The organism is Sphingomonas sp. LR59 (genome assembly GCF_036855945.1).
Lineage (GTDB): Bacteria > Pseudomonadota > Alphaproteobacteria > Sphingomonadales > Sphingomonadaceae > Sphingomonas.
In genome coordinates this window covers 3993861-4018186 of record NZ_JASPFL010000001.1, presented here as the reverse complement: position 1 = coordinate 4018186, position 24326 = coordinate 3993861, and the positions used below count along the sequence as shown (strand labels likewise).

At 66.1% G+C, this 24326-nt stretch carries 22 protein-coding genes, 1 tRNA gene and 1 pseudogene; 12 read left to right on the top strand and 12 right to left on the bottom strand.

Annotation, left to right across the window (positions count from 1 at the left end; translation table 11 throughout):
• The first annotated feature begins 128 nt into the window (after positions 1–128).
• The 3 genes from QP164_RS18930 to QP164_RS18920 all read left to right on the top strand — a co-directional run bounded on the left by QP164_RS18930 (position 129) and on the right by QP164_RS18920 (position 3119).
• Positions 129–773, top strand: coding sequence for a prolyl hydroxylase family protein (locus QP164_RS18930; RefSeq protein WP_132896193.1), 645 nt, complete (start codon positions 129–131; stop codon positions 771–773).
• Positions 774–1207: 434 nt separating this feature from the next.
• Positions 1208–2983: a single-stranded-DNA-specific exonuclease RecJ gene (gene recJ, locus QP164_RS18925; RefSeq protein WP_333924110.1), complete on the top strand. Its 1776-nt coding sequence runs from the start codon at positions 1208–1210 to the stop codon at positions 2981–2983.
• Between the two features lie 61 nt (positions 2984–3044).
• Positions 3045–3119: transfer RNA gene (locus QP164_RS18920), tRNA-Glu, on the top strand.
• Between the two features lie 143 nt (positions 3120–3262).
• Here QP164_RS18920 and QP164_RS18915 read toward each other — a convergent pair.
• The 6 genes and pseudogenes from QP164_RS18915 to QP164_RS18890 form a co-directional block, all read right to left on the bottom strand.
• A pseudogene (locus QP164_RS18915) lies at positions 3263–4104 on the bottom strand (HpcH/HpaI aldolase/citrate lyase family protein).
• Positions 4101–4553 carry a MaoC family dehydratase gene (locus QP164_RS18910; protein WP_333924109.1) on the bottom strand — a complete coding sequence of 151 codons (453 nt, stop codon included), beginning with the start codon at positions 4551–4553 and terminating at the stop codon, positions 4101–4103. Before QP164_RS18910 ends, QP164_RS18915 begins: the two are co-directional and overlap by 4 nt.
• Entirely contained in the window at positions 4553–6406 is a 1854-nt protein-coding gene (locus tag QP164_RS18905; RefSeq protein ID WP_333924108.1) for an acetyl/propionyl/methylcrotonyl-CoA carboxylase subunit alpha, read from the bottom strand. The genes QP164_RS18910 and QP164_RS18905 overlap by 1 nt, the downstream gene beginning before the upstream one ends.
• A gap of 2 nt (positions 6407–6408) precedes the next feature.
• Entirely contained in the window at positions 6409–6684 is a 276-nt protein-coding gene (locus QP164_RS18900; RefSeq protein ID WP_333924107.1) for a barstar family protein, read from the bottom strand.
• Between the two features lie 5 nt (positions 6685–6689).
• Positions 6690–8285, bottom strand: coding sequence for a carboxyl transferase domain-containing protein (locus QP164_RS18895; protein WP_333924106.1), 1596 nt, complete (start codon positions 8283–8285; stop codon positions 6690–6692).
• Complete coding sequence (locus QP164_RS18890; protein WP_333924105.1) at positions 8285–9454, bottom strand: isovaleryl-CoA dehydrogenase; 1170 nt, start codon at positions 9452–9454, stop codon at positions 8285–8287. The genes QP164_RS18895 and QP164_RS18890 overlap by 1 nt, the downstream gene beginning before the upstream one ends.
• A gap of 93 nt (positions 9455–9547) precedes the next feature.
• On the opposite strand from QP164_RS18890, the gene QP164_RS18885 reads away from it, so the two are divergent.
• Entirely contained in the window at positions 9548–10426 is an 879-nt protein-coding gene (locus tag QP164_RS18885; RefSeq protein ID WP_333924104.1) for a LysR family transcriptional regulator, read from the top strand.
• Between the two features lie 52 nt (positions 10427–10478).
• Here QP164_RS18885 and QP164_RS18880 read toward each other — a convergent pair whose 3' ends face one another.
• Complete coding sequence (locus QP164_RS18880; RefSeq protein WP_333924103.1) at positions 10479–11531, bottom strand: GlxA family transcriptional regulator; 1053 nt, start codon at positions 11529–11531, stop codon at positions 10479–10481.
• Between the two features lie 264 nt (positions 11532–11795).
• On the opposite strand from QP164_RS18880, the gene QP164_RS18875 reads away from it, so the two are divergent.
• Positions 11796–12623, top strand: a complete 828-nt coding sequence (locus QP164_RS18875) for an alpha/beta fold hydrolase (RefSeq protein ID WP_333924102.1) — start codon at positions 11796–11798, stop codon at positions 12621–12623.
• A 96-nt stretch (positions 12624–12719) separates the two neighbouring features.
• Positions 12720–13415 carry an HD domain-containing protein gene (locus QP164_RS18870; RefSeq protein ID WP_132896184.1) on the top strand — a complete coding sequence of 232 codons (696 nt, stop codon included), beginning with the start codon at positions 12720–12722 and terminating at the stop codon, positions 13413–13415.
• Positions 13416–13495: 80 nt separating this feature from the next.
• On the opposite strand, the gene QP164_RS18865 is transcribed toward QP164_RS18870, so the two are convergent.
• Complete coding sequence (locus QP164_RS18865) at positions 13496–14230, bottom strand: MFS transporter (protein WP_333924101.1); 735 nt, start codon at positions 14228–14230, stop codon at positions 13496–13498.
• Complete coding sequence (locus QP164_RS18860; RefSeq protein ID WP_333924100.1) at positions 14218–14775, bottom strand: MFS transporter; 558 nt, start codon at positions 14773–14775, stop codon at positions 14218–14220. Before QP164_RS18860 ends, QP164_RS18865 begins: the two co-directional genes overlap by 13 nt.
• A gap of 227 nt (positions 14776–15002) precedes the next feature.
• Between QP164_RS18860 and QP164_RS18855 the strand changes: the two genes are divergently transcribed.
• Together QP164_RS18855 and QP164_RS18850 are read left to right on the top strand one after the other, a co-directional pair.
• Positions 15003–16151: a metallophosphoesterase gene (locus tag QP164_RS18855; RefSeq protein WP_277984051.1), complete on the top strand. Its 1149-nt coding sequence runs from the start codon at positions 15003–15005 to the stop codon at positions 16149–16151.
• Positions 16152–16230: 79 nt separating this feature from the next.
• On the top strand, positions 16231–17481 hold the full coding sequence (locus tag QP164_RS18850) for an arsenic transporter (protein ID WP_333924305.1): 1251 nt from the start codon (positions 16231–16233) through the stop codon (positions 17479–17481).
• Between the two features lie 49 nt (positions 17482–17530).
• Here QP164_RS18850 and wrbA read toward each other — a convergent pair whose 3' ends face one another.
• Together wrbA and QP164_RS18840 are read right to left on the bottom strand one after the other, a co-directional pair.
• Positions 17531–18133, bottom strand: a complete 603-nt coding sequence (wrbA, locus tag QP164_RS18845; protein ID WP_277984050.1) for an NAD(P)H:quinone oxidoreductase — start codon at positions 18131–18133, stop codon at positions 17531–17533.
• A 122-nt stretch (positions 18134–18255) separates the two neighbouring features.
• Complete coding sequence (locus tag QP164_RS18840; protein ID WP_333924099.1) at positions 18256–18975, bottom strand: pirin family protein; 720 nt, start codon at positions 18973–18975, stop codon at positions 18256–18258.
• A gap of 240 nt (positions 18976–19215) precedes the next feature.
• Here QP164_RS18840 and QP164_RS18835 point away from each other — a divergent pair, with 240 nt between their 5' ends.
• The 3 genes from QP164_RS18835 to ctrA all read left to right on the top strand — a co-directional run bounded on the left by QP164_RS18835 (position 19216) and on the right by ctrA (position 21445).
• The gene (locus QP164_RS18835; RefSeq protein ID WP_132896179.1) at positions 19216–20109 is read left to right on the top strand and encodes a LysR family transcriptional regulator; all 894 of its coding nucleotides are present in this window, start codon (positions 19216–19218) and stop codon (positions 20107–20109) included.
• A gap of 111 nt (positions 20110–20220) precedes the next feature.
• Positions 20221–20478 carry a hypothetical protein gene (locus tag QP164_RS18830; RefSeq protein ID WP_132896178.1) on the top strand — a complete coding sequence of 86 codons (258 nt, stop codon included), beginning with the start codon at positions 20221–20223 and terminating at the stop codon, positions 20476–20478.
• A 265-nt stretch (positions 20479–20743) separates the two neighbouring features.
• Entirely contained in the window at positions 20744–21445 is a 702-nt protein-coding gene (gene ctrA / locus QP164_RS18825) for a response regulator transcription factor CtrA (RefSeq protein WP_055872989.1), read from the top strand.
• A gap of 215 nt (positions 21446–21660) precedes the next feature.
• On the opposite strand, the gene QP164_RS18820 is transcribed toward ctrA, so the two are convergent.
• The gene (locus QP164_RS18820; protein ID WP_333924098.1) at positions 21661–23088 is read right to left on the bottom strand and encodes a phospholipase D-like domain-containing protein; all 1428 of its coding nucleotides are present in this window, start codon (positions 23086–23088) and stop codon (positions 21661–21663) included.
• Between the two features lie 100 nt (positions 23089–23188).
• On the opposite strand from QP164_RS18820, the gene dinB reads away from it, so the two are divergent.
• Positions 23189–24271, top strand: a complete 1083-nt coding sequence (gene dinB / locus QP164_RS18815; protein WP_332755476.1) for a DNA polymerase IV — start codon at positions 23189–23191, stop codon at positions 24269–24271.
• The last annotated feature ends 55 nt before the right edge of the window (positions 24272–24326 follow it).

Below are 24326 nucleotides of genomic sequence, written 5' to 3'. Positions count from 1 at the left end.
AGGGGAGAGCCCCGTGGTGACAGACGTCGCCGCGGGGCTCTTGCGTTTCCCCTCTTGCCTTTCGGGGCGAGTTCGCCAAATCCTGCGGCGTGGGTATCTTTTCAAAAGCCAAGAAGGTCGATCCGGCCATGGCACTCCGCCAGGCCGCCGGATCGCAGGTCGCCGCCCGGCTCAACGCCAATCCCGCGGTGCAGCGCATCGCGATGGACACGGTGCAGTTCTATTACCAGTCCGACTTTCTCGATCCCAAGACCTGCAAGCAGCTGATCGCGATGATCGATTCCAAACGGCGACCATCGACCTTGCTGTCCGATCGCCCGAACAGCAGCTTCCGCACGAGCGAGAGCTGCGACATGGATCGCTGGTCACCCGAGGTACAGCCCACCGACGAGGCGATCGCGACCTTGCTCGGGATCGACCTGCTCCACGGCGAGACGATGCAGGGACAGCGCTACGCCCCCGGCCAGCAATTCCGCGCGCACCATGATTATTTCCACGAGTCCGAAAGCTATTGGGCCAAGATGCAGGAGCAGGGCGGCCAGCGCACCTGGACCGCGATGGTGTTCCTCAACGACGTCCCCGAGGGCGGCGCGACGTGGTTCCCGCAGGCGGGCATCAAGATCGCTCCGAAACGCGGCATGCTGCTCGCATGGAACAACATGAACCCGGACGGGACACCGAACGGGCTGACGCTGCACGAGGGCATGCCGGTGATGGAGGGCGTGAAGTATATCGTGACCAAGTGGTTCCGCGAGCGGCCGTGGATCAAGTGAAGGGGCAGGCTGACCGTCGCGTAACTCACCCCTCCTCCGTCATGGAGCCCCCGGCGCGGATTCCTCATCCCCCCGTTCGTCCTGAGTAGCCGTCGAGTAGCTCCAACGGAGCGTATCGAGACGGCGTATCGAAGGACAGGTTGGCGCGCGGAACCCATGCTTCGATACGCGCCCTCGATACGCTTCTGCGAAGCTACTCGGTCGCTACTCAGCACGAACGGGCGCGGGGGCGGGAGCGTCTTCTCCTTCCACCGCGCCCCACCAACAAGCCCCCTTTCCACCCCTTCACGTCATCCTGACGAAAGTCAGGATCCAGAGCCATGAACGCCCACTCCCGTAATCCTGGATCCTGACGTTCGTCAGGATGACGGTGCGAGCGCTCGTCTTGCCCCCTCCCCGCTCGACAATCCCCCCGCAGCCACTACGTCCAAGGCATGACAGTTCTAGGCGTAACCTCCTCCATCCTCGGCCAACCCTGGCGCTGGCGCGCGCTCGCCGCCGACGGCCGGGATGGCTTTGGCGTCGACGCTTTCGGGGGCGGCTCGGGCGACGATCTCGTCACCCAACTCCTCCTCGCCCGAGGCTGCCCCCGCGACGCGCTCGACGCGCACCGCATGCCTTCGATCCGCGCGTTCATGCCCGACCCGTCGATCTTCCGCGACATGGACCGCGCCGCCGAGCGCCTCGCCGACGCCGTGCAGGCCGGCGAACAGGTCGCGATCTTCGGCGATTACGACGTCGACGGCGCCACCTCCGCCGCGCTGATGGTCCTGGTCCTGCGCGATCTCGGCATCGAAGCCCGCCCCTACATCCCCGACCGCCTACTCGAAGGCTACGGCCCCTCGGGCGAAGCACTCGTCCGCCTTGCCGGCGAAGGCGCCTCGCTGATCGTCACGGTCGACTGCGGCGCGCAAGCGTTCGACGCACTCGACGCCGCGCGCGACGCGAAGGTCGACGTGATCGTCATCGACCATCACAAATGCTCGACCGCGCTCCCGCACGCGCTGGCGCTGGTCAATCCCAACCGGCTCGACGAGACCGAGGGCGCCGCGCATGGCCATCTTGCCGCGGTCGGGATGTGCTTCCTCGCCGCCGCCGCGCTCGTCCGCACGCTCCGCGCACGCGGCTTCTTCAAGGACCGCGCCGAGCCGAAACTGATCGACCTGCTCGACATCGTCGCGCTCGGCACCGTCGCCGACGTCGCGCAGCTCCGCGGACTCAACCGTGCGTTCGTGTCGCAGGGCCTGAAAGTCATGGGCGCACGCAAGAACATCGGCGTCGCAGCCTTGATCGAAGCCTCGCGCCTGACTCGCAACCCGACCTGCACCGACCTCGGCTTTGCACTCGGCCCCCGCATCAACGCCGGTGGCCGCGTCGGTCGCGCAGACCTCGGCGTCCGCCTGCTGACCACGCAGGACCCGGACGAAGCCCGCCAGATCGCCACAGAACTCGATCGCCTCAACGAAGAACGTCGCGCAATCGAAACCGCCGTGCAGGAAGCCGCCGACCTCCTCTCCAGCCGAGACCGTGCGGTCGCCGTCGTCGCCGGCCACGGCTGGCACCCCGGCGTGATCGGCATCGTCGCCGGCCGCCTCAAGGAAAAGCTCGGCCGCCCGGCAATCGTCATCGCGATCGACGAGCACGGCATCGGCAAGGGCTCGGGCCGCTCGATCCCCGGCGTCGACCTCGGCGCCGCAGTGATGGCCGCACGCGAACACGGCTTGCTCGTCGCTGGCGGAGGCCACGCGATGGCCGCCGGCCTTACGATCGCCGAAGCCGCGATCCCCGCCTTCACCGACTTCCTCGAAGAGCGCCTCGCCGCCGCGGTCCAGCGCTCGAATGGCGACCGCGCGCTCCTGCTCGACGCGGTCCTCGCCGCCGGCGGCGTCAACCCCGGCTTGGTCGAATCGATGGAAGCCGGCGGCCCCTACGGCATGGGCTGGCCCGCGCCACGCGTCGCGATGGGCCCGGTCCGCGTCATCAAGGCGGATATCGTCGGCAACGGCCACGTCCGCACGATCGTCGCCGGCGACGACGGCCGCAGCATCAAGGCGATGGCGTTCCGCTCAGCCGAATCCGCACTCGGCCAGGCCCTGCTCGGTGCCGCCCCCCACCGCAAACTCTGGCTGGCGGGCCGCGCGAAGATCGACGACTGGTCCTCGCGGCCCTCCGCCGAGCTTCATGTCGAGGACGCGGCGTGGGCAGACTAAATTCTTGTATCGAAACGCTTGACGCCTCGCCCCCTTCCCCTTAGTCGGCCTCCACCACGCAGGCCCCTTCGTCTAGCGGTTAGGACGCGGCCCTTTCACGGCTGAAGCACGGGTTCGATTCCCGTAGGGGTCACCATCGGCTGAAAACAGCTGATTTTGGTGAGTGCACTTGGAACGATTGCCCTCGACATCGGAATGATTTTGCTCCCAGCCTTCTGGTGGGCGGTTTCCGCGAATTACTGTCAAGGATATGCCGCGACCGCACGGGAATCGTGCCGTCTACGTTGCGCGGTCGAGTATCCGGCGTGCCTGCTTCAGATGTGGTGCGTCCACCATCCGACCATCGACCTGCAATGCGCCCGCCTCCGGCTGTGCAGCGAACGCAGCGACGATTGCGCGCGCATGTGCGATCTGCGCCGCATCGGGCGTAAACGCGGCGTTGATCGTCGCCACCTGCGCCGGATGGATCGCCATCATGCCCGTGAAACCATCGCGCGCCGCGCGCTTTGCATACGCCGCCAGCCCCTCCACATCGCGAAACGCGGGGTAGACCGTCTCGATCGCCGGTACCCCCGCCGCATGCGCGCCGAACAGCGCGAGCGACCGCACCATCTCATACGGCGCCGTATAGCGGCCATCGTCCTCACGCGAGGTTGCCGCGCCAATCGCGGCGGGCAGGTCCTCCGCCCCCAGGTCAGCCCCGCTAGCGGCATGCCGCACGCCGCATAGCTGCCGAGTTGGAAGATCGCGGCCGGCGTCTCGGTCGCGATCGGCAGGATCGGCGTGTCGATCCCTGCCTCGGTTAGCCGCTCTGCAAGCAAGCGAACGCTGGCCGCCCCTTCCGCCTTGGGCAGCACGATTGCGTCGGGCGCCAGGCCGCGCAGCGCCACGAGGTCTTCGCTGCTCAGATCGGTATCGAGCGGGTTGATCCGAACGAAGACCGAGACCCCGCCCCGCTCCGTGCGCAACCGCGCCGCGACCGCCGCTCGCGCGGCGTCCTTGGCCGATGCCGCCACCGAATCCTCGAGATCGAGGATCAGCGCGTCGGCACCACTGGCCGCGGCCTTGTCGAACCGTTCAGGTCGATCGCCCGGCACGAACAGCAGCGATCGCAACCTCATGTCGCAGATCGCTTGATCAGTGCGCTACGCAGGCACTGGCACACGATCTCGTCGCGCTGGTTGAGCAGGCGGTGCGCGAACGTGACGATCCCCGCGTCGGGTCGCGACCGGCTTTCCTTGAGCGCATGCACCTCGGTCTCGGCGCGCAGCGTGTCGCCGATGAACACCGGCTTCGGCATCATTAGCTTGTCATAGCCGAGGTTGGCGACCAGCGTGCCGAGCGTGGTGTCGCCGACCGATAGCCCGACCATCAGCGCGAAGGTGAAGGTGCCGTTGACCAGGATCTGTCCGAATTCGCTTGCGCGCGCGGCCTCGGCATCGAGGTGCAAAGGCTGCGGGTTGTGAGTCATGACCGTGAACAGCAGATTGTCGGTCTCGGTCACGGTACGGCGGATCTCGTGGACGATCGTGTCGCCTACCGTCCAGTCGTCGTAATAACGCCCGGCCATCATTCGCTCCCCTTGTCGATCCGCGCCAGCATCGTGCCTTCGGATACTTGCGCGCCTTCGGTTACCTTCAGCTCCGCGACGACGCCATCGAACGGCGCCAGCAACGCCTGTTCCATCTTCATCGCCTCCAGCACCAGCATCCGCTGGCCCTTGGTCACCGCCTGCCCGTCCTCGACCAGTACAGCGATGACGCGGCCCGGCATGGGGGCCAGGATCGCACCATCGCCCTCGCCCGCCCCAGCGATGTGGTCGGCACGGCGCGGACCGAACGGCCACGCCTCGCCGTCGAGGAACAGCACGCCGTCCGCAACGACCGCCGCCGACGCCTGGTCGCCGGTCACCAGATACGGCTTGCCCGCGACCTCGACTGCGACCTGCGAGGACGGCGCCGCATTGGTGCGGAACCCACGCAGGCTGGTCCAGGGATCGCCGGTCACGGCAGGCAGGATCGCCGCCGCCGCCGCCGCCAGCACCGCCAGCGAAGGTTCGGCCGCCGGGATCAGCGCATCGGCATGGCGCTCGATGAACCCGGTATCGACCCGCCCCGCGACGAAGTCGGGATGCGCTGCGGCACGCGCAAGGAACGCGGCGTTGGTCCTGACCGGCCAGACCTGCGTACCCCCCGCCGCCGCCGCAAGCTTGCCCGCTGCCTCGCCGCGCGTCGCCCCGTGGACGATAAGCTTGGCGATCATCGGATCGTAGTAGGGCGTGACCTCGCCGCCTTCCTCGACACCGCTGTCGATCCGGACGCCGTCCGGAAAGCGTAGCCGGTCGAGCGGCCCGGTCGACGGCAGGAACCCCGTGCTCGGGTTCTCCGCATAAAGCCGCGCCTCCATCGCCCAGCCAGTGATCGACAGCTCGTCCTGCCGCTTAGGCAAGCGCTCGCCCGAAGCGACGCGCAACTGCCACTCGACCAGATCCTGCCCGGTGATCGCCTCGGTCACCGGATGCTCGACCTGGAGCCGCGTGTTCATCTCCATGAACCAGATGCGGTCGGCGCGCAGGCCGTCCGATCCGTCGGCGATGAACTCGATCGTTCCCGCGCCCACATAGTCGACCGCGCGCGCCGCCTTCACGGCCGCCTCGCAGACTGCGGCGCGCGTCGCATCGTCCATGCCGGGTGCGGGGGCTTCCTCGATCACCTTCTGGTGGCGGCGTTGCAGCGAACAGTCGCGCTCGAACAGATGGACCGCCTGCCCGTGCGTATCGCCGAACACCTGCACCTCGATATGACGCGGCGAGAGGATGTATTTCTCGATCAGCACCTGCGTGTTGCCGAACGACGCCGCGGCCTCGCGCTTGCAGCTCTCCAACATCTCGGCGAAGTCGCCCGCGGCATCGACCTTGCGCATGCCCTTGCCACCGCCGCCCGCCACCGCCTTGATCAGCACCGGATAGCCGATCGCGTCGGCCTCCGCTTGCAGGCGCTCAGGTGACTGGTCCGCCCCGAGATACCCCGGCGTCACCGGTACACCCGCGGCGATCATCCGCTCCTTGGCGGCGTCCTTCAGCCCCATCGCGCGGATCGCTGCGGGCGGCGCACCGACCCAGACGAGACCGGCGGCGATCACGCTCTCGGCGAACTCGGCATTCTCCGACAGGAAGCCGTAGCCGGGGTGGATCGCTTCCGCGCCGGTCGTGCGCGCGGCCTCCAGCAGGCGGTCCTGCCGCAGATAGCTGTCGGTCGCCGCCGCGGTGCCGATGCACACCGCCCCGTCGGCCTCGCGGACGAACGGCATGCCGGCGTCGACGTCGGAATGTACCGCGATCGTGCGGATGCCGAGCCGCCGCGCGGTGCGGATGATGCGGCGGGCGATCTCGCCGCGATTGGCGATAAGGAGACTCTGGATCATGCTTAACTCTCCAGTCGCAGGGCGATAGCGTCGGTGCCACGTTCGGCGACCGCGTCCAGGATGACGGTGACGATGCGATCGAACCGCGCGCCGATCGTCGCGCGCGCCGCTGCGGCGTTGGCGATATGCAAGCGGATCGGTGGCGTAACGACCGCTACGAGCAGGTCGAACAGTGCGTCGAGACTGCCGCCATACCACTCAACGCCCGATGCCTCGCGGATCAGCGCATGGAAGGCGGCCTCGTCGGCAACCGTCGCGCCGTCGATGGTCAGGTCCATGCCCATCACATCCGGAACAGGCCGAACTGCGCGCGCTCGGGGATCGGCGCGTTCAGCGTGGCGGAGAGAGCTAGACCGAGCACGTCGCGGGTCTGCGCGGGGTCGATGATCCCGTCGTCCCACAGCCGCGCGGTGGCATAATAGGGATTGCCCTCGTCCTCGTATTTCTGGCGGACCGGCGCCTTGAAGGCCTCGGCCTGCTCGGGCGTCCAGCTGTCCGCGTCGCGGTGGACGGTCGCCAGCACGCTCGCCGCCTGCTCGCCACCCATTACCGAAATCCGCGCATTGGGCCAGGTGAACAGGAAGCGCGGGGCAAACGCACGCCCGCACATCCCGTAATTGCCTGCGCCAAAACTGCCGCCGATCAACACCGTGATCTTGGGCACCGACGCGGTCGCCACCGCGGTCACCAGCTTGGCGCCGTTCTTGGCGATCCCCTCCGCCTCGTATCTGCCGCCGACCATGAAGCCGGAGATGTTCTGGAGGAACAGCAACGGCACGCGCCGCTGGCAGGCGAGCTCGATGAAATGCGTGCCCTTCAGAGCGGACTCGGAAAACAGCACGCCGTTGTTCGCAAGGATCGCGACCGGCATGCCCCAGATCTTCGCGAACCCGCAGACCAACGTGGTGCCGTACAACGCCTTGAACTCGTGGAACTCGGACCCGTCGACGATCCGCGCGATCACTTCGCGCACGTCATAAGGCGCGCGAACGTCCTGCGGCACGATGCCGTACAGCTCCGCCGGATCGTATTTGGGTGCGCGCGGGGTGGCGATCTCGATGTCGACGGACTTCGGACGGTTCAGCGTCGCGACGATATCGCGGACGATCAGCAGCGCGTGCTCGTCATTCTCCGCGACATGATCGACCACGCCCGACTTGCGGCCATGCGTTTCCGCGCCGCCCAGCTCCTCGGCCGAGATAACCTCGCCCGTCGCCGCCTTCACCAGCGGCGGGCCGGCAAGGAAGATCGTGCCCTGGTTGCGAACGATCACGCTCTCGTCCGACATCGCGGGCACATAGGCGCCGCCCGCGGTGCAGCTTCCCATCACGCAGGCGATCTGCGCGATCCCCTCCGCGGACATCTGCGCCTGGTTGAAGAAGATCCGGCCGAAGTGATCGCGGTCGGGAAACACCTCCGCCTGATGCGGCAGATTGGCGCCACCGCTATCGACCAGATAGATGCACGGCAGGCGGTTTTCGCGCGCGATCTCCTGCGCGCGCAGATGCTTCTTCACGGTCATCGGGTAATAGGCGCCGCCCTTCACGGTGGCGTCGTTCGCGACGATCATGCACTCGCGCCCCGACACGCGACCGATCCCGGCGATCATCCCCGCACCGGGCGCGCCGTCGTCGTACATGCCGTTCGACGCCAGCGCACCGACCTCCAGGAACGGCGATCCCGGATCAAGCAGGCGCTCGACTCGGTCGCGCGGCAACAGCTTCCCGCGCGACACGTGCCTCGCACGATGCTGCTCCGATCCGCCAAGCGCGGTCTTCGCGACGGTCGCACGCAACGTCTCCGCCAACGCCCGGTTATGCGCGGCGTTCGCCTGGAACCCCTCGGACGTCGCATCGACCTGTGTCGTGAGCGTCGGCATTACTGGGCCTTGGGCGCGTCGTGGCCGATCAGCTCGCGCCCGACCAGCATCCGGCGGACCTCGTTCGTCCCTGCACCGATATCGAGCAGTTTGGCGTCGCGCCAATACCGCTCGACCGGCCAGTCCTTGGTATAGCCCGCCCCGCCCAGCGCCTGGATCGCCTCGTTCGCGACCTTCACCGCGTTCTCGGACGCCAGCAGGATACACCCTGCCGCATCGAACCGCGTCGTCTGACCCGCGTCGCACGCCTTGGCCACCGCATAGACGTACGCACGCGACGAATTGAGCGCGACGTACATGTCCGCGATCTTCGCCTGCATCAGCTGGAATTCGCCGATCGGCCGCCCGAACTGCTTCCGCTCGCGAACATAGGGCAGCACCACGTCGAGACAGGCCTGCATGATCCCGAGCTGGATGCCCGACAACACCACGCGCTCGTAATCCAACCCCGACATCAGCACGCCGACGCCGCCGTTGAGCGGCCCCATCACTTGGCTCTCCGCCACGAAGCAATCGTCGAACACCAGCTCGGCGGTCGGCGATCCGCGCATCCCGACCTTGTCGATCTTCTGCCCGATCGAGAAACCGGCGAAATCCTTCTCGATCAGGAACGCGGTGATGCCCTTCGATCCGGCGTCGGGGATCGTCTTGGCGTACACGACCAGCGTGTCAGCATAGGTCGCGTTGGTGATCCAGAACTTGGTGCCGTTTAGCCGCCAGCCGCCATCGACCTTGTCCGCGCGCAGCTTCATCGACACGACGTCCGAGCCCGCGCCCGCTTCCGACATGGCAAGGCTGCCGACATGCTCGCCGGAGATCAGCTTGGGCAGGTATTTCGCCTTCTGTTCCGCATTGCCCCAACGGCGGATCTGGTTGACGCACAGGTTCGAATGCGCGCCATAGCTGAGCCCGACCGATGCGGACGACCGGCTGATCTCCTCGCACGCGATCAGATGCTCGAGATAGCCAAGCCCGAGCCCGCCATCGGCTTCCTCGACGGTAATGCCGTGCAACCCCAGCGCGCCCATTTCGGGCCATAGCTCGCGGGGAAAACTGTCCTCGGCATCGATGCGCGCCGCGATCGGCTCGATCCGGTCGAGCGCGAACCGCCGCGTGGTGTCGCGGATCGTGTCGGCCATCTCGCCGAGCCCGAAATTCAGGTCTGCCATCATCATCTCCTGTCGATCTTTTGACGACTATCTACGAGATTGCCCGATCGCTGGAAAATTGAAAGATCGCGATCAACGCTATAGATGATGTCTATGATCGATCGCTATCATCTGCGGTATTTCCTATCCGTCATCGATACCGGCAACTTCTCGCGCGCGGCGGCGGCCTGCAACGTGTCGCAGCCTACTTTGTCGGTCGGGATCGCCAAGCTCGAAACCGCGCTGGGGCACCCGCTGTTCAACCGCACCAACCGGCGCGTCGCGCTGACCGATGCCGGCGCGCGGCTCGTCTCCCATGCCCGCACGATCGAGGCGACCTTCGCCGCTGCCGAGCGCGAGGTGGTCGGCACGCCAACCCAGCAGACGCTGCGGCTCGGCGTGCTGGCGACGACGCCACGTCGCTGGATCGAGGATTTCCTCCGCGAGCATCGGTCGCGTGCCGCGGGCAGCCAGATCGAGATCGTCGAGGGCAAGGAGCGCGACCTGCGCGAGCGGCTCGCGCGCGGCCGGATCGACGTCGCGCTCATGCTCCTGCGCGATGGTGACGATTACGCCAGCAAGCGGCTCTTCACCGAAGGCTACAGTCTTGCGCTAGGCGTGTCGCACCCGCTTGCGGGTCGCGACGTGATCCGTGCGGAGGAGCTCGGCAACGATCCGATGATCGTCCGTCGCCACTGCGAACTGCTGCCCGAGACCAGCCGCTTCTTTACGACGCGGGGCGTGCGCCCGGTGTTCGCGTCGCGCACGACCAGCGACGACAAGGCGCTGAGCTATGTCCGCGCGGGCCTCGGCATCACGGTGATGCCCGACTGTTTCGGCGAGCCCGGCATCGTCCGCGCACATCTTGAGGGCTTCGACTTCACCCGCGACATCGGCCTCGTCTTCGCCCCGCACGCCGACCCGAACGAGCTCGCGCAATCTCCCACGATCACGGCGCTGGTCGCAGCGGTTCATCCCGACGAAACGCGCTGACTATCGGCAGGTCGAGCGCCCTGCCCCGATCCGTGCGACCATGCATTGGCGTTCAGGGCTGCAAGCCGGCGGTGTGACCAAATCGCTTTCGATAGTCCCGCGGGCTCAACCCCATCAGTTTGGAAAATGTCAGGCGGAACGACCCCGGATCGCCATACCCGACATCATACGCGACCTGGTTGATCGGCGTCGTCGTCGTCTCCAGCATCTCCCGGGCCTTTTCGATCCGCAGGCGCTGGTGATATTCGTTAGGCCGCAACCCCGTGGCCCCATGGAACCGCCGCGCGAACGTACGCAATTCGAGCCCCGACCAACCAGCCATGTCGGTGACGCTCGCCTTGAGCGGGCCGCGCGCATGCAAATGCCGCTGCGTCTTCAGGATCGCGGCATCGCCGTGTCCCATCTCGGGCGAGAAGGTGCTGTAGAAGCGCTGCTCCCGCCCCGGCGGATCGATCATCATGAAGCGAGCGGTCTCCATCATCGCGACAGCACCCAGCAAGCGCCGGACGACGACGAGCCCGAGATCGGTCCATGCCATCACCCCGCCGACCGTGATCAGGTCGTCCTCCTCGGTCAGCAACGCGTCGAAATCGACCTGCACGGCGGGGAACATCGTCGCCAGATCGGGTGCGCAGATGAGGTGCGTGGTGGCGCGACGTCCGTCGAGCAGCCCCGTCTGCGCCAACAGGAACGTCCCGCCACAGATCGATCCGAGCACCGCCCCCGCCGCATGACGCGCCGTGAGCCAGTCCGACCATTTGCGGTCGGTCTCGATACCCAGCGCAGCGGTCTCGCACGGAGGGATGATGATGACGCTCGGTACGTCCGACCTGGTGGCCGATCTGGTGGCCGATCCTATCGCTGATTCTACGGCGTTCGGCGCGTCGGGGACCGTATCGAAGGTCCGCATGATCCCGCCGGCGCCGGTATCGGCGAAGTGGCTGAGCCGAACGACCGGCGCATCCATGCCCAGACGCACCCGGCTCAGATCGTCAGTGATCCGGAACAGGTCGGTCAGCCCGTGGACGATACCGAGCATGACCTTGTCCCGCACGACGATGGCGATCTCCACAGGTCGGGGCGCGAGGGTTGTTCGGGTCGTCATTTGTCAGTTTTCCCCCGCGTTTTGTCAGTTCGGCCCGTCACGCCCGTAATAGATGCAAGTTAATACACCCATGGCGGCAACACGCCGACACTATTCGGGGATCACACCATGCCGACGCCCAAGCATTCAGGAATACAGCCACTTCTCAGTGGGTCGCGTCGCGATATTCTTTTGGGAACCGCGATCATATCCGCGCTCGCGCTTGGTGGTGAAAGCATGGCCGGTCCGCTGAAACACGGTCAACACGCTGCAGGAGACAAGACCATGAGCACGATCACCGTCAAGGATGGCACCGAAATCTTCTACAAGGAATGGGGCGCGGGGCAGCCGATCGTGTTTCATCATGGCTGGCCGCTCAGCGGCGACGACTGGGACACGCAGATGATGTTCTTCTCGCAGCAGGGCTATCGCGTGATCGCGCATGATCGTCGCGGACATGGCCGGTCGAGCCCGGCATCCAGCGGCAACGACATGGATACCTATGCCGCCGACGTCGCTGCGGTCACCGCGCATCTGGGTTTGCGCGATGCCATCCACATCGGTCACTCGACCGGCGGTGGCGAGGCGATCCGCTATGTCGCGAAATACGGCAGCAACGGCCGCGTCGCCAAGGCGGTGCTGATCGGCGCGATCCCGCCGCGGCTCACGCGGTCGCCGAACAACCCCAATGGCGTGCCTCCCGAGGCGATCGACGGCATCCGCGCCGGCACCGCCGCCAATCGCGCGGACTTCTACAACGGATTCGCGACCGGCCCGTTCTACGGTTTCAACCGCGCCGGCGCGAAAATCCTTCCCGCCGTCTCCGCCAACTGGATGCGGCAAGCGATGGTCGGCGACATCAAGGCGCAATATGACTGCATCACCGCGTTCGCCGACACCGACTTCACCGCCGATCTGCAATCGATCGACCAGCCCGTGCTGATCCTGCACGGCGAGGACGACCAGGTCTGCCCGATCGATACGACCGGGCGGATGGCGGTCAAGCTGCTCAAGAACGGCTCGATCAAGACCTATCCCGGCTATCCGCACGGCATGGCAACGATCCACGCCGATGTGCTGAACCCGGATATCCTGGCGTTCATCCGTAGCTGAGCGGGACGGCGGACGGGTTATTCCCCCGTCCGCCAACCGACAGATCCTGTTCGTCCATCACGCCGCCGCGTTGCGCGGGCGCGCGGGAGACTCGCCATGTCCTCGACCCTGCCAGACGCCGCGATCCTCACCGTCGTATCCGACCCGCTATCGCACGGCCAGCTACGCGCCCGGTTCGCCGATCTCACTGAGACACCGGCAATCCTGAAGGCGTTCGACTTCGCACGTGATCGCATGTCACCGGTGCTGTTCAACCACGTCACCCGATCCTGGATATTCGCGGCCAAGATCGGCGCGCGGCGCAACGAACCGTTCGACGCCGAGATCGTCGCGGTGACCACCCTGCTCCACGACCTGGGCTTTACCGCGCACGGCAAGGGCCCACACCGGTTCGAGGTCAACGGCGCCAACGTCGCGCGCGCGTTCGTGCGCGACCTGGGATTCGATGATCGCCGCGCGCAGCTCGTATGGGATGGGATCGCGCTGCACGTCACCCACTCGATCAGCCTGTTCAAGGAGACCGAAGTCGCCTTGTCCTCGCGCGGTATCGGCGTAGATTTTGGAACCGCGGACTACGCCACGCTGGATCCGGCCGAGATCGCCGCGGTGATCGATGCGGTCCCTCGGCTCGACTTCAAGACCGAGTTCGCCAGTTGCGCAATCGCCATGGCAACAACCCAACCGGAGTCGACTTACGACACCTTTATCCGCGACTTCGGCGACCGCTATCTCCCCGATTACCACGCCCCGTCATGGGTGGACGCGATCGCCGCCGGCCCTTTTGCGGAATAACTGCCCCTGCCCCGGGGCTCTCATCACGCTCGAACACGTGGGCCGAGCCGCTAAAGCGCGAAGCCAGCCACGATCCACGTTTAGGACGTGAGCTTGTCCTTGGTCTCGGGCATCGCCAGCACGTACAGCCCCAGCCCCAGCGCGGCGATCGTTGCGAGTGTCAGGAAGCTGGCGGTGTAGCCCGCCCAGACGATGATCGCGCCCGCCAGAGTCGCCGACAGCGCCGCGCCCAAACCCTGCGCACTCGCCACCGCGCCCTGGCTGACGTTGAAGCGGCCGGTGCCCTTGGTCAGGTCGGCGATCACAACCGGGAACAACGCGCCGAAGATCCCTGCGCCGACGCCGTCCATCGCCTGCACGCCGACCAGCCACCACGGATTGTCCGACACGGTGTAGAGCGCGCCGCGCGCGGCGAGAAATGCGAAGGCGACCAGGAACAGCGGCTTGGTCCCCCAGCGATCGGTGTTCCGCCCGACCACGATCGCGACCGGCACCATCACCAGCTGCGCCGCGACGATGCAGGCGGCGGTGAGCGAGGTCGCCTGATCCTTGCCGACGGTCCGCGCGAGCAGCTGGCTGACCGAGGTCAGCATCGCCGCGTTGGCGAGATGGAACAGGAACGCGGTCAGCGCGAAGATCATCAGCGGCTTGTTTTCGAGCAAGGCCTTCCACCCGCTCGGCTGCTCGCAATCCTCGTCACCCTCGTCGGGTTCGCAATCGAGCCCGCGCGCGACCGCATTGTCGATATCCTCGTTCTTCAGGCGCGACGCACTGATGATGCTGGCCACGGTCAACCCGCCCATCAGCCAGAACACGACGACCGGGCCGAACTTCCAGCTAGAACGCCCGCCAGCGCCGCCGAGACCGCGTTGCCGGCGTGGTTGAACGCCTCGTTGCGGCCGACGCGCTTGGCGAACAGCTTGGGTCCGACCAGCCCGAGCGTGATCGCCGAGATCGCGGGGGCGAACACCGCGCCGGCGATCGCCGCGATCGACTGCGTCACGGCGACCGCGGTAAAGCCGCTGACGACCGGCAGCGAAATGCTGCTGAGCGTCACCAGCAGGGCGGCGATCATCACGATCCGCGGCTTATTCTTGGCGCGGTCGATCAGGCTGCCGACCGGCGTCTGCGAGATCAGCCCGACGATCCCGGCGATCGTCAGGATCGCACCGACGGTCGCCTCGTTCCAGCCATGCGCGGGCCCACGCACCGCGATAAGGTAGATCGCCAGATACGGCCCGAGACCATCGCGGACGTCGGCCAGGAAGAAGTTCAGCGCGTCGAGGGTCCGCGTGGGGACCTTGCCGGACTGCCCGCTTCCACTTGTGATTTCGGGCGCCTTGTCCGCGGTTATGGCCATCAAGAGTCCTTCGAAGTCGCTTTTCGTCGAGCGCTAAAGATCTGGCCGGCGGCAAAGTTTCCGACGCCGAAGAATATATACGATCCGCTTTTCTCAAATGATCTCGTAGGTTAAACGGAAACTGAACGAGCAGGTTCAGGTTCAAATCATGAAGAAAATGTCACGGAACGATGCCTTCATCGTTGCGCTTGGCTGCAAATGACGGACATGACTTGGAAGCAACTATAATGGCAGGATGCCTGACCTGGATTCACTTTGGCGACCTGCATGTCGACGACGCCGATGGGTATGAAGGACTGTCGCGGTTTCGCGCACTCGTGGCGATGGCGCAGGCGCATATGGGTCGGGGGCCTGAGGGCAGCGCCGTCGATTTTGCATTCCTGCCGGGCGACAATGCCAATCACGGGACGGACGACCAATATGCGCGGATCGCCGACGCGATGACCGGGCTGTCGCTTCCCTGGCATGTGCTGGCAGGCGATCATGACTTCGAACCCGGCGACCTGACCGCGATGCATGCGATCACGGCCAACTTGGCGCCCTATGCCGTCACGATGAACGGCTATCGCTGCCTATTCCTCGATATAGTCTCCGCCGGTGACGGCGGCCCCGACTTCCGGATCGACCCCGACCAGCGGCGGTGGATCGAACGCGAACTGAGCGCCGCGACCGCCGCCGGTCTGCGCAGCGCCGTGTACATGCACGCCTATCCGGGCGATCTTCGCGACGACCCGGACGGGATCGCCGGGCTGTTCGCCGCGCACCGCGTCGCGTTCGTCGACACCGGCCACACGCATTACAACGAGCTGCTCAACGACGGCCGCGTCGTCTATGGCGCCACCCGCTCGACCGGCCAGATCGAAGAGGGCGCACCGGGGTTCTCGGTCGTGACGCTCGACGACGGCGTGCCGAGCTGGCGGTTCCAGGCGATCGACGATCCGTGGCCCTTGGTGCAGATCACCGCGCCAGCCGATCGTCGCCTGATCACCGATCCGGATCATCTCGGCCAGGTTCCGAACGGGTCCTTCGTCGTTCGCGCCAAGATCTTCGGCAACCCTGCCCCGACCCAAACCTTCGCGCAGCTCGACGATGGCGTCGCGGTCGCGATGACGCGCAACGAAGCGGGGCTGTGGGAGGCGACAATCGACGATGCCGCCGATGGTCTCCACCGGCTGACAGTCCGTAGCGATGGCGGCACAGACGTGATCGAGATTCTTGTCCGCGCGCCGCGGCCCGCCGACCGCCCCGGACCACCGCGTCTCAAGCGCAATCCGCCGACCGCGCTCGGCCGCGACGTCCACGCCATTGGCGCATGGCCTGAGCGTGGGATCGACGGTGCGCAGCGTGGCCCGAACAAGAACGGCCTGGACTGGTGATCCGCATGACGAGCGACCATGCTCTAGCCGCACGACAGATGGTTTCTAACGGGGTACCCCATACGTGACACACCCCGACATGGTGGCCCGGTACGCGATCTGGGCGATCTGCTTCATCGCGACGTTCGGCGTCATTACCCGGCCGTTCAAGCTTCCCGAAGCGGTGTGGGCCGTGACCGGCGCGGTCGTGCTCATCGTGTTCGGCCTGCTGCCGATCGGTGACGCGTGGATCGCGGTGCTGAAGGGCGGCGACGTCTATCTGTTCCTGATCGGCATGATGCTGCTGTCCGAGGTGGCGCGCGCGGAAGGGTTGTTCGACTGGGTCGCGGTGCACGCCGTGCGGATGGCGAAGGGGTCGACCAGCCGGCTGTTCGCGCTGGTGTTCGGCGTCGGCATCGTCGTCACGACGTTCCTGTCGAACGATGCGACCGCGGTCGTGCTCACGCCGGCGGTCTATGCCGCGGCGAAGAAGGCGAAGGCGGATCCGCTGCCGATGCTGTTCGCGTGCGCGCTGATCGCCAATGCGGCAAGCTTCGTGCTGCCGATCTCGAACCCCGCCAATCTCGTACTGTACGGCGGCAAGATGCCGACGCTCGGCGCGTGGATGGCGTCGTTCGCATTGCCGTCGGTGATGGCGATCGGCGTGACGTTCGCGATGTTGCGCTGGGTCGAGCGCGAGCGGCTGGGCGGAACGTGCGAGACCGACGTAGAAACCACCACGCTACCACGTGGCGGACTGGTCGCGCTCGGCGGGATCGTCGCGACCGCGGCGCTGCTGATCGTCGCGTCGGCCCGCGGCTATGATCTCGGGCTGCCGACGTGCCTGGCGGGCATCGCGACCACCGCGGCGATCTGCATCGGTGGTCGCAAATCGCCGGTGACGACGCTGCGATCGGTGTCGTGGGCGGTGCTGCCGCTCGTCGCGGGGCTGTTCGTGCTGGTCGAGGCGCTGGCGAGCACCGGCGTGATCGCGATGCTTGCGCGCTGGCTGGCGGAAGGTGCCGCCAATTCGCCTGCCGCAACGGCCGGGGTTGCCGGGACGATCCTCGCGTTCGGATCGAACCTGATGAACAACCTGCCCGCCGGACTGATTGCGAGCACCACGCTAGGCCAGGCACACGTCCAGCAGATCGTCACCGACGGGTTGCTGATCGGCGTCGACATCGGGCCTAACCTGTCGATCACCGGCTCGCTGGCAACAATCCTGTGGCTCACCGCGATCCGTCGCGAAGGCGAGGATGTCGGCTTCTGGCGTTTTCTGAAAGTTGGCGCGGTGGTCATGCCACCGGCGCTGTTCGCCGCGCTGGGCGCGCGCCTGCTGATCGGCTGATCGCATGCGCGAAACGACGCGGGCGTTGTCGCCCGCGTCGCATCTCGGTTCAGGCGCTCAGCTTGGCCGCAGTCTCGGCGATCCGCTTGCCCTGATAGCGGGCGCCATCGAGCTCTTCCTTGCTCGGCATGCGGCTGCCATCGCCGTCCGAGATCGTCGTCGCACCGTAGGGCGAACCGCCCTTGACCGCGTCGACGCCCATCTGCGCCTGGAAGCCATAATCAAGCCCGACGATCGTCATGCCGTGATGGATCAGGTTAGTGATGATCGAGAACAACGTCGTTTCCTGGCCGCCATGCTGGCTGGCCGTCGAGGTGAAAGCACCGCCGACCTTGCCGATCAGCGCGCCCGAGAACCACTGGCCACCGGTCGTATCCCAGAACTGCGCCATCTGCGCGGGCATCCGGCCGAAGCGGGTCGGCGCACCGACGATGATCGCGTCATACTGCTCGAGCGCAGCGGGGCCTTCGATCTCGGCATGCGCGGTATCGGTCTTGAAGTGCGCGGCTTCGACTACCGACTGCGGCGCGGTTTCGGCGACGCGGCGGATATCGACCTCGGCACCACCGGCGCGCGCGCCCTCGGCGACGGCATCCGCCATCTGCTCGATATGGCCGTAGGACGAGTAATACAGCACGAGAACCTTGGTCATTGTCAGTCTCCTGGAAAGTCCGTCACCCCAGCGGACGCTGGGGTCTTAATGAGGCGAGTGCGGCGGCCTGAACCGGGATACCCCAGCGTTCGCTGGGGTGACGGTTAGGTCGCCGCGCGAGTTTATTCCGAGTCGACCAGAACGATCTCGGCATCATCCTGTGCCGTGATCGTGACAGTCTGACCGCCCAGCAGCGCCGCACCGTCCCGTGCGCCGAACGCTTCGTCGCCGATCGTGATCGCGCCGGTCGCGGGCACCAGATACGCGTGTCGCCCCTCGCCGATCGCGTAGTCGACGCTGTCGCCGGCCTTCAGCGTCGCCGCCAGGACACGGGCATTCGCGCGGATCGGCAACGCATCGCCGTCCCCCTCGAACCCACTCGCGAGCGTCACGAATTGCCCCGACCGCTCGCCCTTCGGGAACGGCTTGGCACCCCAGCTCGGCGAGCCGCCCTTGCGCGAAGGCTCGATCCAGATCTGGAAGATCGTCGTCGTCTCGGGTTCGAGATTATACTCGGCATGGCGGACGCCGGTGCCCGCGCTCATCACCTGGACGTCACCCGCCTCGGTACGCCCTTTGTTGCCGAGCGAATCCTGATGCGTGATCGCGCCGCTGCGGACATAGGTGATGATCTCCATGTCCTGGTGCGGATGCGGCGGGAAGCCCGAGTTCGTGGCGATCTGGTCGTCGTTCCACACCCGGATCGCGCCCCAGCCCATCCGCGCGGGGTCATAGTAGCTGGCGAACGAGAAATGGTGGCGCGCGTTCAGCCAGCCATGATCGGCATGGCCGAGGCTTTCGAAGGGGCGGCGGTCGATCTTGATCATCGTCGTGGTCGTCATGAAATGTCTCCACTGGTTGCAGCCAAGATAAGCGCGGCGATCGGAACGTAAATAGAAACGCTGGAAACCGATCGTTTCGGTGCTAGCGTAGCGTCGGTCAGATCAACCACCCCGGCGGAGGCCGGGGCCCAATTGGAAAGGTCGAGATAACGGAGGACTGCGCTTCGTTATCGCCGTCTCCCAATTGGGCCCCGGCCTTCGCCGGGGTGGTACACTTATGATGTTTGCGGAGCCCTCCTTATGCGCCTGCCCGATCTCGAAGCCTGGGCGATCTTCGCCAGCGTCGTCGAGCATCGCTCGTTCAGCGCCGCCGCCGATGCGATCGGGCTGAGCAAGGCGACCGTGTCGAAGGCGATCACCCGGCTGGAGGCGCATCTCGGCCAGTCGCTGTTCCACCGTACCTCGCGCAGGCTCGCGCTGACCGAGGCCGGCAAGCCGCTCGCGGAGCACGCCGCGCGCATCCTCGCCGAAGCGCGGCTTGCGGAGGAATCCGCCAACGACGCGGCCAGCGCGCCGACCGGCCGCGTCCGCCTCGCCGCGCCGATGAGCTTCGGGATTACCAACGTCGCGCCACTGCTCGCCGAATTCCTCGCCGCGCATCCGGGGATCGAGGTCGACCTGCACCTGTCGGACGCGCGGGTCGACATCGTCGCCGAAGGGTTCGACGTCGCACTGCGTATCGCCGAACTCCCCGACAGTTCGCTCCGCGCGCGCAGGCTCTGCACAATCCAGGCGCATCTCGTCGCAGCGCCGCGCTATCTCGAAGCCCATGGTACGCCGACACATCCCGCGCAACTCGGCGAACACAAGCTGTTCGGCTATTCCAACGTCGTCGGACCCTGGCGCTTTCAGGGCCCAGGCGGCGCGGAGGTGTCGGTGCGCGCACACGGGCCGTTGACCGCCAATAGCGGCGAGGCGATCATACCGGCGTTGGTCGCAGGGCTCGGGATCGCGCGACTTCCCGATTTCATCATCGACGCGTATCTCGCCACGGGCGCGCTCACGACGATCCTGTGCGACTGGGCGCCTGCCCCGATCGGGTTACATCTTCTGACCCCACCCAGTCCGCTACGCCCCGCCCGTGTCGAAGCGCTGATAGAGTTCCTGACGCGGCGACTGCGCGACCCGCTCTGAACGCACAGCATGCGCGGCTGCGATTCAGCGGCGCGACTCGTCCCGGCCCCGGCTCGCCCTGACGCGGCCCAGGGCTCACTCCGATTCAGATCGGCATCCTTATGCGGTGACGTGCCGTTCCTGGCGTCGCTTCAAATCGACGTCGGCGCCGAGCGTCGATATGCGCGCAACCGCCAGCGATCGAGATTTTCCTTGTCCACCATCGTTACCGCCGCCGACTATGAGCGGTTGGCCGACGCGGAGCTCAATGCCGCCGCGACTGCCGATACCCTCTCCCAACGTCGGGCGCATCTTGATCAGGCATCGGTCTACGCGACGCTCAGCGAAACGACTCGCCATGACGTCGACCGACAGACGGCACGCGGTTGATGAAATAATTGCCGATGTCGCGGCACGTTTCGCGTCACGGTGCGGGCTCGCCTGGAATTATCCGGCAACCTCGCCGCAGTGCCGATCCGCCGGGCGGCTACATTTCCCCTGCACCCGAGCGCGCGTCGATTTGGCCCGCCACCGTACAGGGCCGCGAGCCTTAGTTCGAAATTAACCTTTTGCCTTCAGATGTTGTGTGGTTAATGAATCGAAGTCGAGCTGCTGACATGGGGTGTCGGGCGGTCTCGCGAAAAGGGGACAACGCATGCGGGTGCTGCTGATCGAGGACGAGCCGACCACGGCGAAGGCTATCGAGCTGATGCTGACGACCGAAGGGTTCAACGTCTACATCACCGATCTCGGGGAAGAAGGCCTCGATCTGGGCAAGCTGTATGATTACGACATCATCCTGCTCGACCTCAACCTGCCCGACATGCACGGCTATGACGTGCTCAAGCGCCTGCGAGTCGCGCGCGTGTCGACGCCGGTGCTGATCCTGTCGGGCGTGAACGAGATGGACTCGAAGGTGCGCAGCTTCGGGTTCGGCGCCGACGATTACGTCACCAAGCCGTTCCACCGCGAGGAACTGGTCGCGCGCATCCACGCCGTCGTCCGTCGCTCGAAGGGTCACAGCCAGTCGGTCATCCGCACCGGCAAGCTCGCGGTCAATCTCGACGCGAAGACGGTCGAAGTCGATGGCAGCCGGGTCCATTTGACCGGCAAGGAATATGCGATGCTGGAGCTGCTCTCGCTCCGCAAGGGCACCACGCTGACCAAGGAAATGTTCCTCAACCATCTTTATGGCGGGATGGACGAGCCCGAGTTGAAGATCATCGACGTGTTCATCTGCAAGCTCCGCAAGAAGCTCAGCCTGGCATGCGATGGCGAGAATTACATCGAGACCGTCTGGGGTCGCGGCTATGTGCTGCGCGAACCCGACGAGGTGCTCGAAGCACAGGTCGCGTAACTCCCCAGTTTTCGGGAGCGCTAGAGGCCGCGGTACCGGGGGTGCCGCGGCCTTTTGTGTGTTTGGGGGACTTCGCTTTATCCTCCCCCGCCAGGGGGAGGTGGCTGGCGCTTGCCAGTCGGAGGGGGAGGACTCGGAACAGAGGTTGCGCAGGTCTCCCCCTCCGTCACCTTCGGTGCCACCTCCCCCTTGCGGGGGAGGATTAGGCGTTGCCCTTACTTCTTCCGGCGCAACCGTCGGAACAACCCGCGTTTGCTGAGCGACTCGAACATTTCCTCCGGCCCTTCGGGATCGAGCACCTCGTTGTCGGCCAGCCATTCCTCGACCGACGTCAGATCGGGCACCTCATAGGGCCGTACCGTCTTGCCTTCGCCGCGCAGCCGCTCGATCGTTTCGATCAGTGAGCCCGTCTCGGCGATCAGATCGGTCACCACCGATACCTCCACACCGAGATGTTCCGCGATCAGCCCATCGCGAATCGCCGCAATGCCCTGCGACGTCGCTTCGTCGCTGGCGCGGATTGCGAGGTCGCATTCGGTATCGAGCCGCAGCGAGCGGTTGTTCATGTTCGAAGAGCCGAGCCGGAACACGTCCTCGTCGGCGATCAGGATCTTGGCATGGCAATAGATCGCCTCGCCCCCCGCGGTGTACGGATGATACATCCGCAGCCGGTTATACGTGTCGCGCCGGTGCAGCGCCTCCATCAGTCGCGCGCGTGCGGTATCCATCGCGATCGGTTCGAGCCAGCCTTGCGCGGTGGTCGGATTGATGATGACGATCTCGGGGCCGTTGGCTTCGCCGAGCCGCTTGGCGACTGCCTCGGCGATCTTCCGCGACGCGAAATACTGGCTCTCGATGTACAGATGCCGCTTTACGCGGGCGATCTGGCCCAGGAACAGCGCCTCACTCTCGTAGACCGGCTCCTGGTCCGACATTTCGGGTTCGCTGCGCGCGATCGCGACGTCGACGTCGTGGAAATCGACCTCCAGCCCCTCGGGCCAGCTCTTCCCGCCTGGCTTGCCTGCCGCCATCTTCATCCCGCCCGCAAGATGCCAACGGCGACGGAACAGCTCTCCCAGCGCATGCGCGATCGGGCCCTGCACCGCGCTGATCGCGTCGTGCCACGGCTTGTACGGCTTGCCAGACGGCTGGACGCGGTGCGGCTCGTCGTCGCGGTGATCGCGCGTGTCCCAGCGATCGCCGGTCATGTCGATCCCGCCGCAGAACGCCAGCGCATCGTCGATGATGACGATCTTCTGATGATGCGACGCCGCGGTCGGATGATGCCCATCGAGCTTGGTATGGATGCGCGGATGCTTCATCCACTTCATCATCGTGAAGATCGTCGAACCGCGGAACAGCGACTTGATCGCGCCGGTATCCCAGCGCAGCACGAACACTTCGAGCTCGGGCTCGCGCTCGACCAACCACAGCATGAATTCGCCGAGCTTCTTGGGTTCGCCGGGCCGCGCAACGCCGGGTTCGAGCTCGATGCGGGCGTCAAAATCCCAGCCGATCAACAGGATACGGCGCTTTGCCCCCATCATGGCGACGCGCGCGGTCCGGAAATACTTCTCCGCATCGACGATCACCGCCATCTGTTCGGCGCGTTCGACCCGCCAGCATTCCGTCCCGACCTGCATTCGCGTCCCTTCGTTTGCCCGTCGGCAGTACCCGCGGCCGCGCGATTGGTTGCGGATGCACCCTGTATCGCCGCCCCCCGCGCGCCTATCTAACGCGCTGATGCTTCCTCCTACCCAGCCTCCCGCGCAGCGCAAGGTGATCCATGTCGACATGGATGCCTTCTATGCGTCGGTCGAGCAGCGCGACGATCCCTCGTTGAAGGGCAGGCCGGTGGCGGTCGGTGGATCGCGTGCGCGCGGCGTGGTCGCGGCGGCAAGCTACGAAGCGCGCGCGTTCGGTGTGCGCAGCGCGATGCCCTCCGTAACCGCAATCCGGCGCTGCCCCGACCTGGTGTTCGTGCCGCCGCGGTTCGACGTGTACCGCGGCGTGTCTGACCAGATCCGGGCGATCTTCGCCGACTACACCGCGCTGGTCGAACCGCTGTCGCTCGACGAAGCGTATCTCGACGTGACCGAGGATATCCGCGGCCTCGGCACCGCAGCGGCGATCGCGGAAGAAATCCGCGCCAGGATCAAGGCGGATACCGGACTCACCGCGTCCGCCGGGGTCAGCTACAACAAGTTCATCGCCAAGCTGGCGTCGGACCAGAACAAGCCCGACGGGATGTGCATCATCACGCCGAAACGCGGCGCTGCGTTCGTCCAGTCGCTGCCGGTCAAGCGGTTCCACGGCGTCGGGCCGGTCACCGCGCAGAAGATGGAGCGGCTAGGGATCCTCACGGGCGCCGACCTGTTCGCGCAGACGCTGACGTTCCTCCAGGCACATTTCGGGAGTTATGCGGACTATCTCTACGGCGCGGCGCGCGGCATCGACCATCGCCCGGTGCGGGTCGATCGGGCGGCCAAGTCGGTTGGGGCGGAGCGCACGTTCGAGACCAACCTGACCACCGCGGAAGACCTCCGCGCGGCGCTTCACCGCGTGGCGGACGCGGCATGGGTACGGATCGAACGGCACGGCACGCGCGGTCGGACGATCACGCTGAAACTCCGCCACGCCGATTTCCGTACGATCACCCGCGCCAGGTCGTCGCAGGCTGCGGTCACCGACAAGGCGGCGTTCCTGGCGGCGGGACTCGAACTGCTGATGGCGCAACTGCCGGTACCCGACGGCGTGCGGCTGCTCGGCCTGACGCTGTCCGGAATCATGGGCGACGACGACGAGGTGCAACCAAGCCTGTTGTGACCTGCTCGGACCGGTCCGCGCTACGCCGCGTTGGAGATCGCTGCATCGGCCGCAT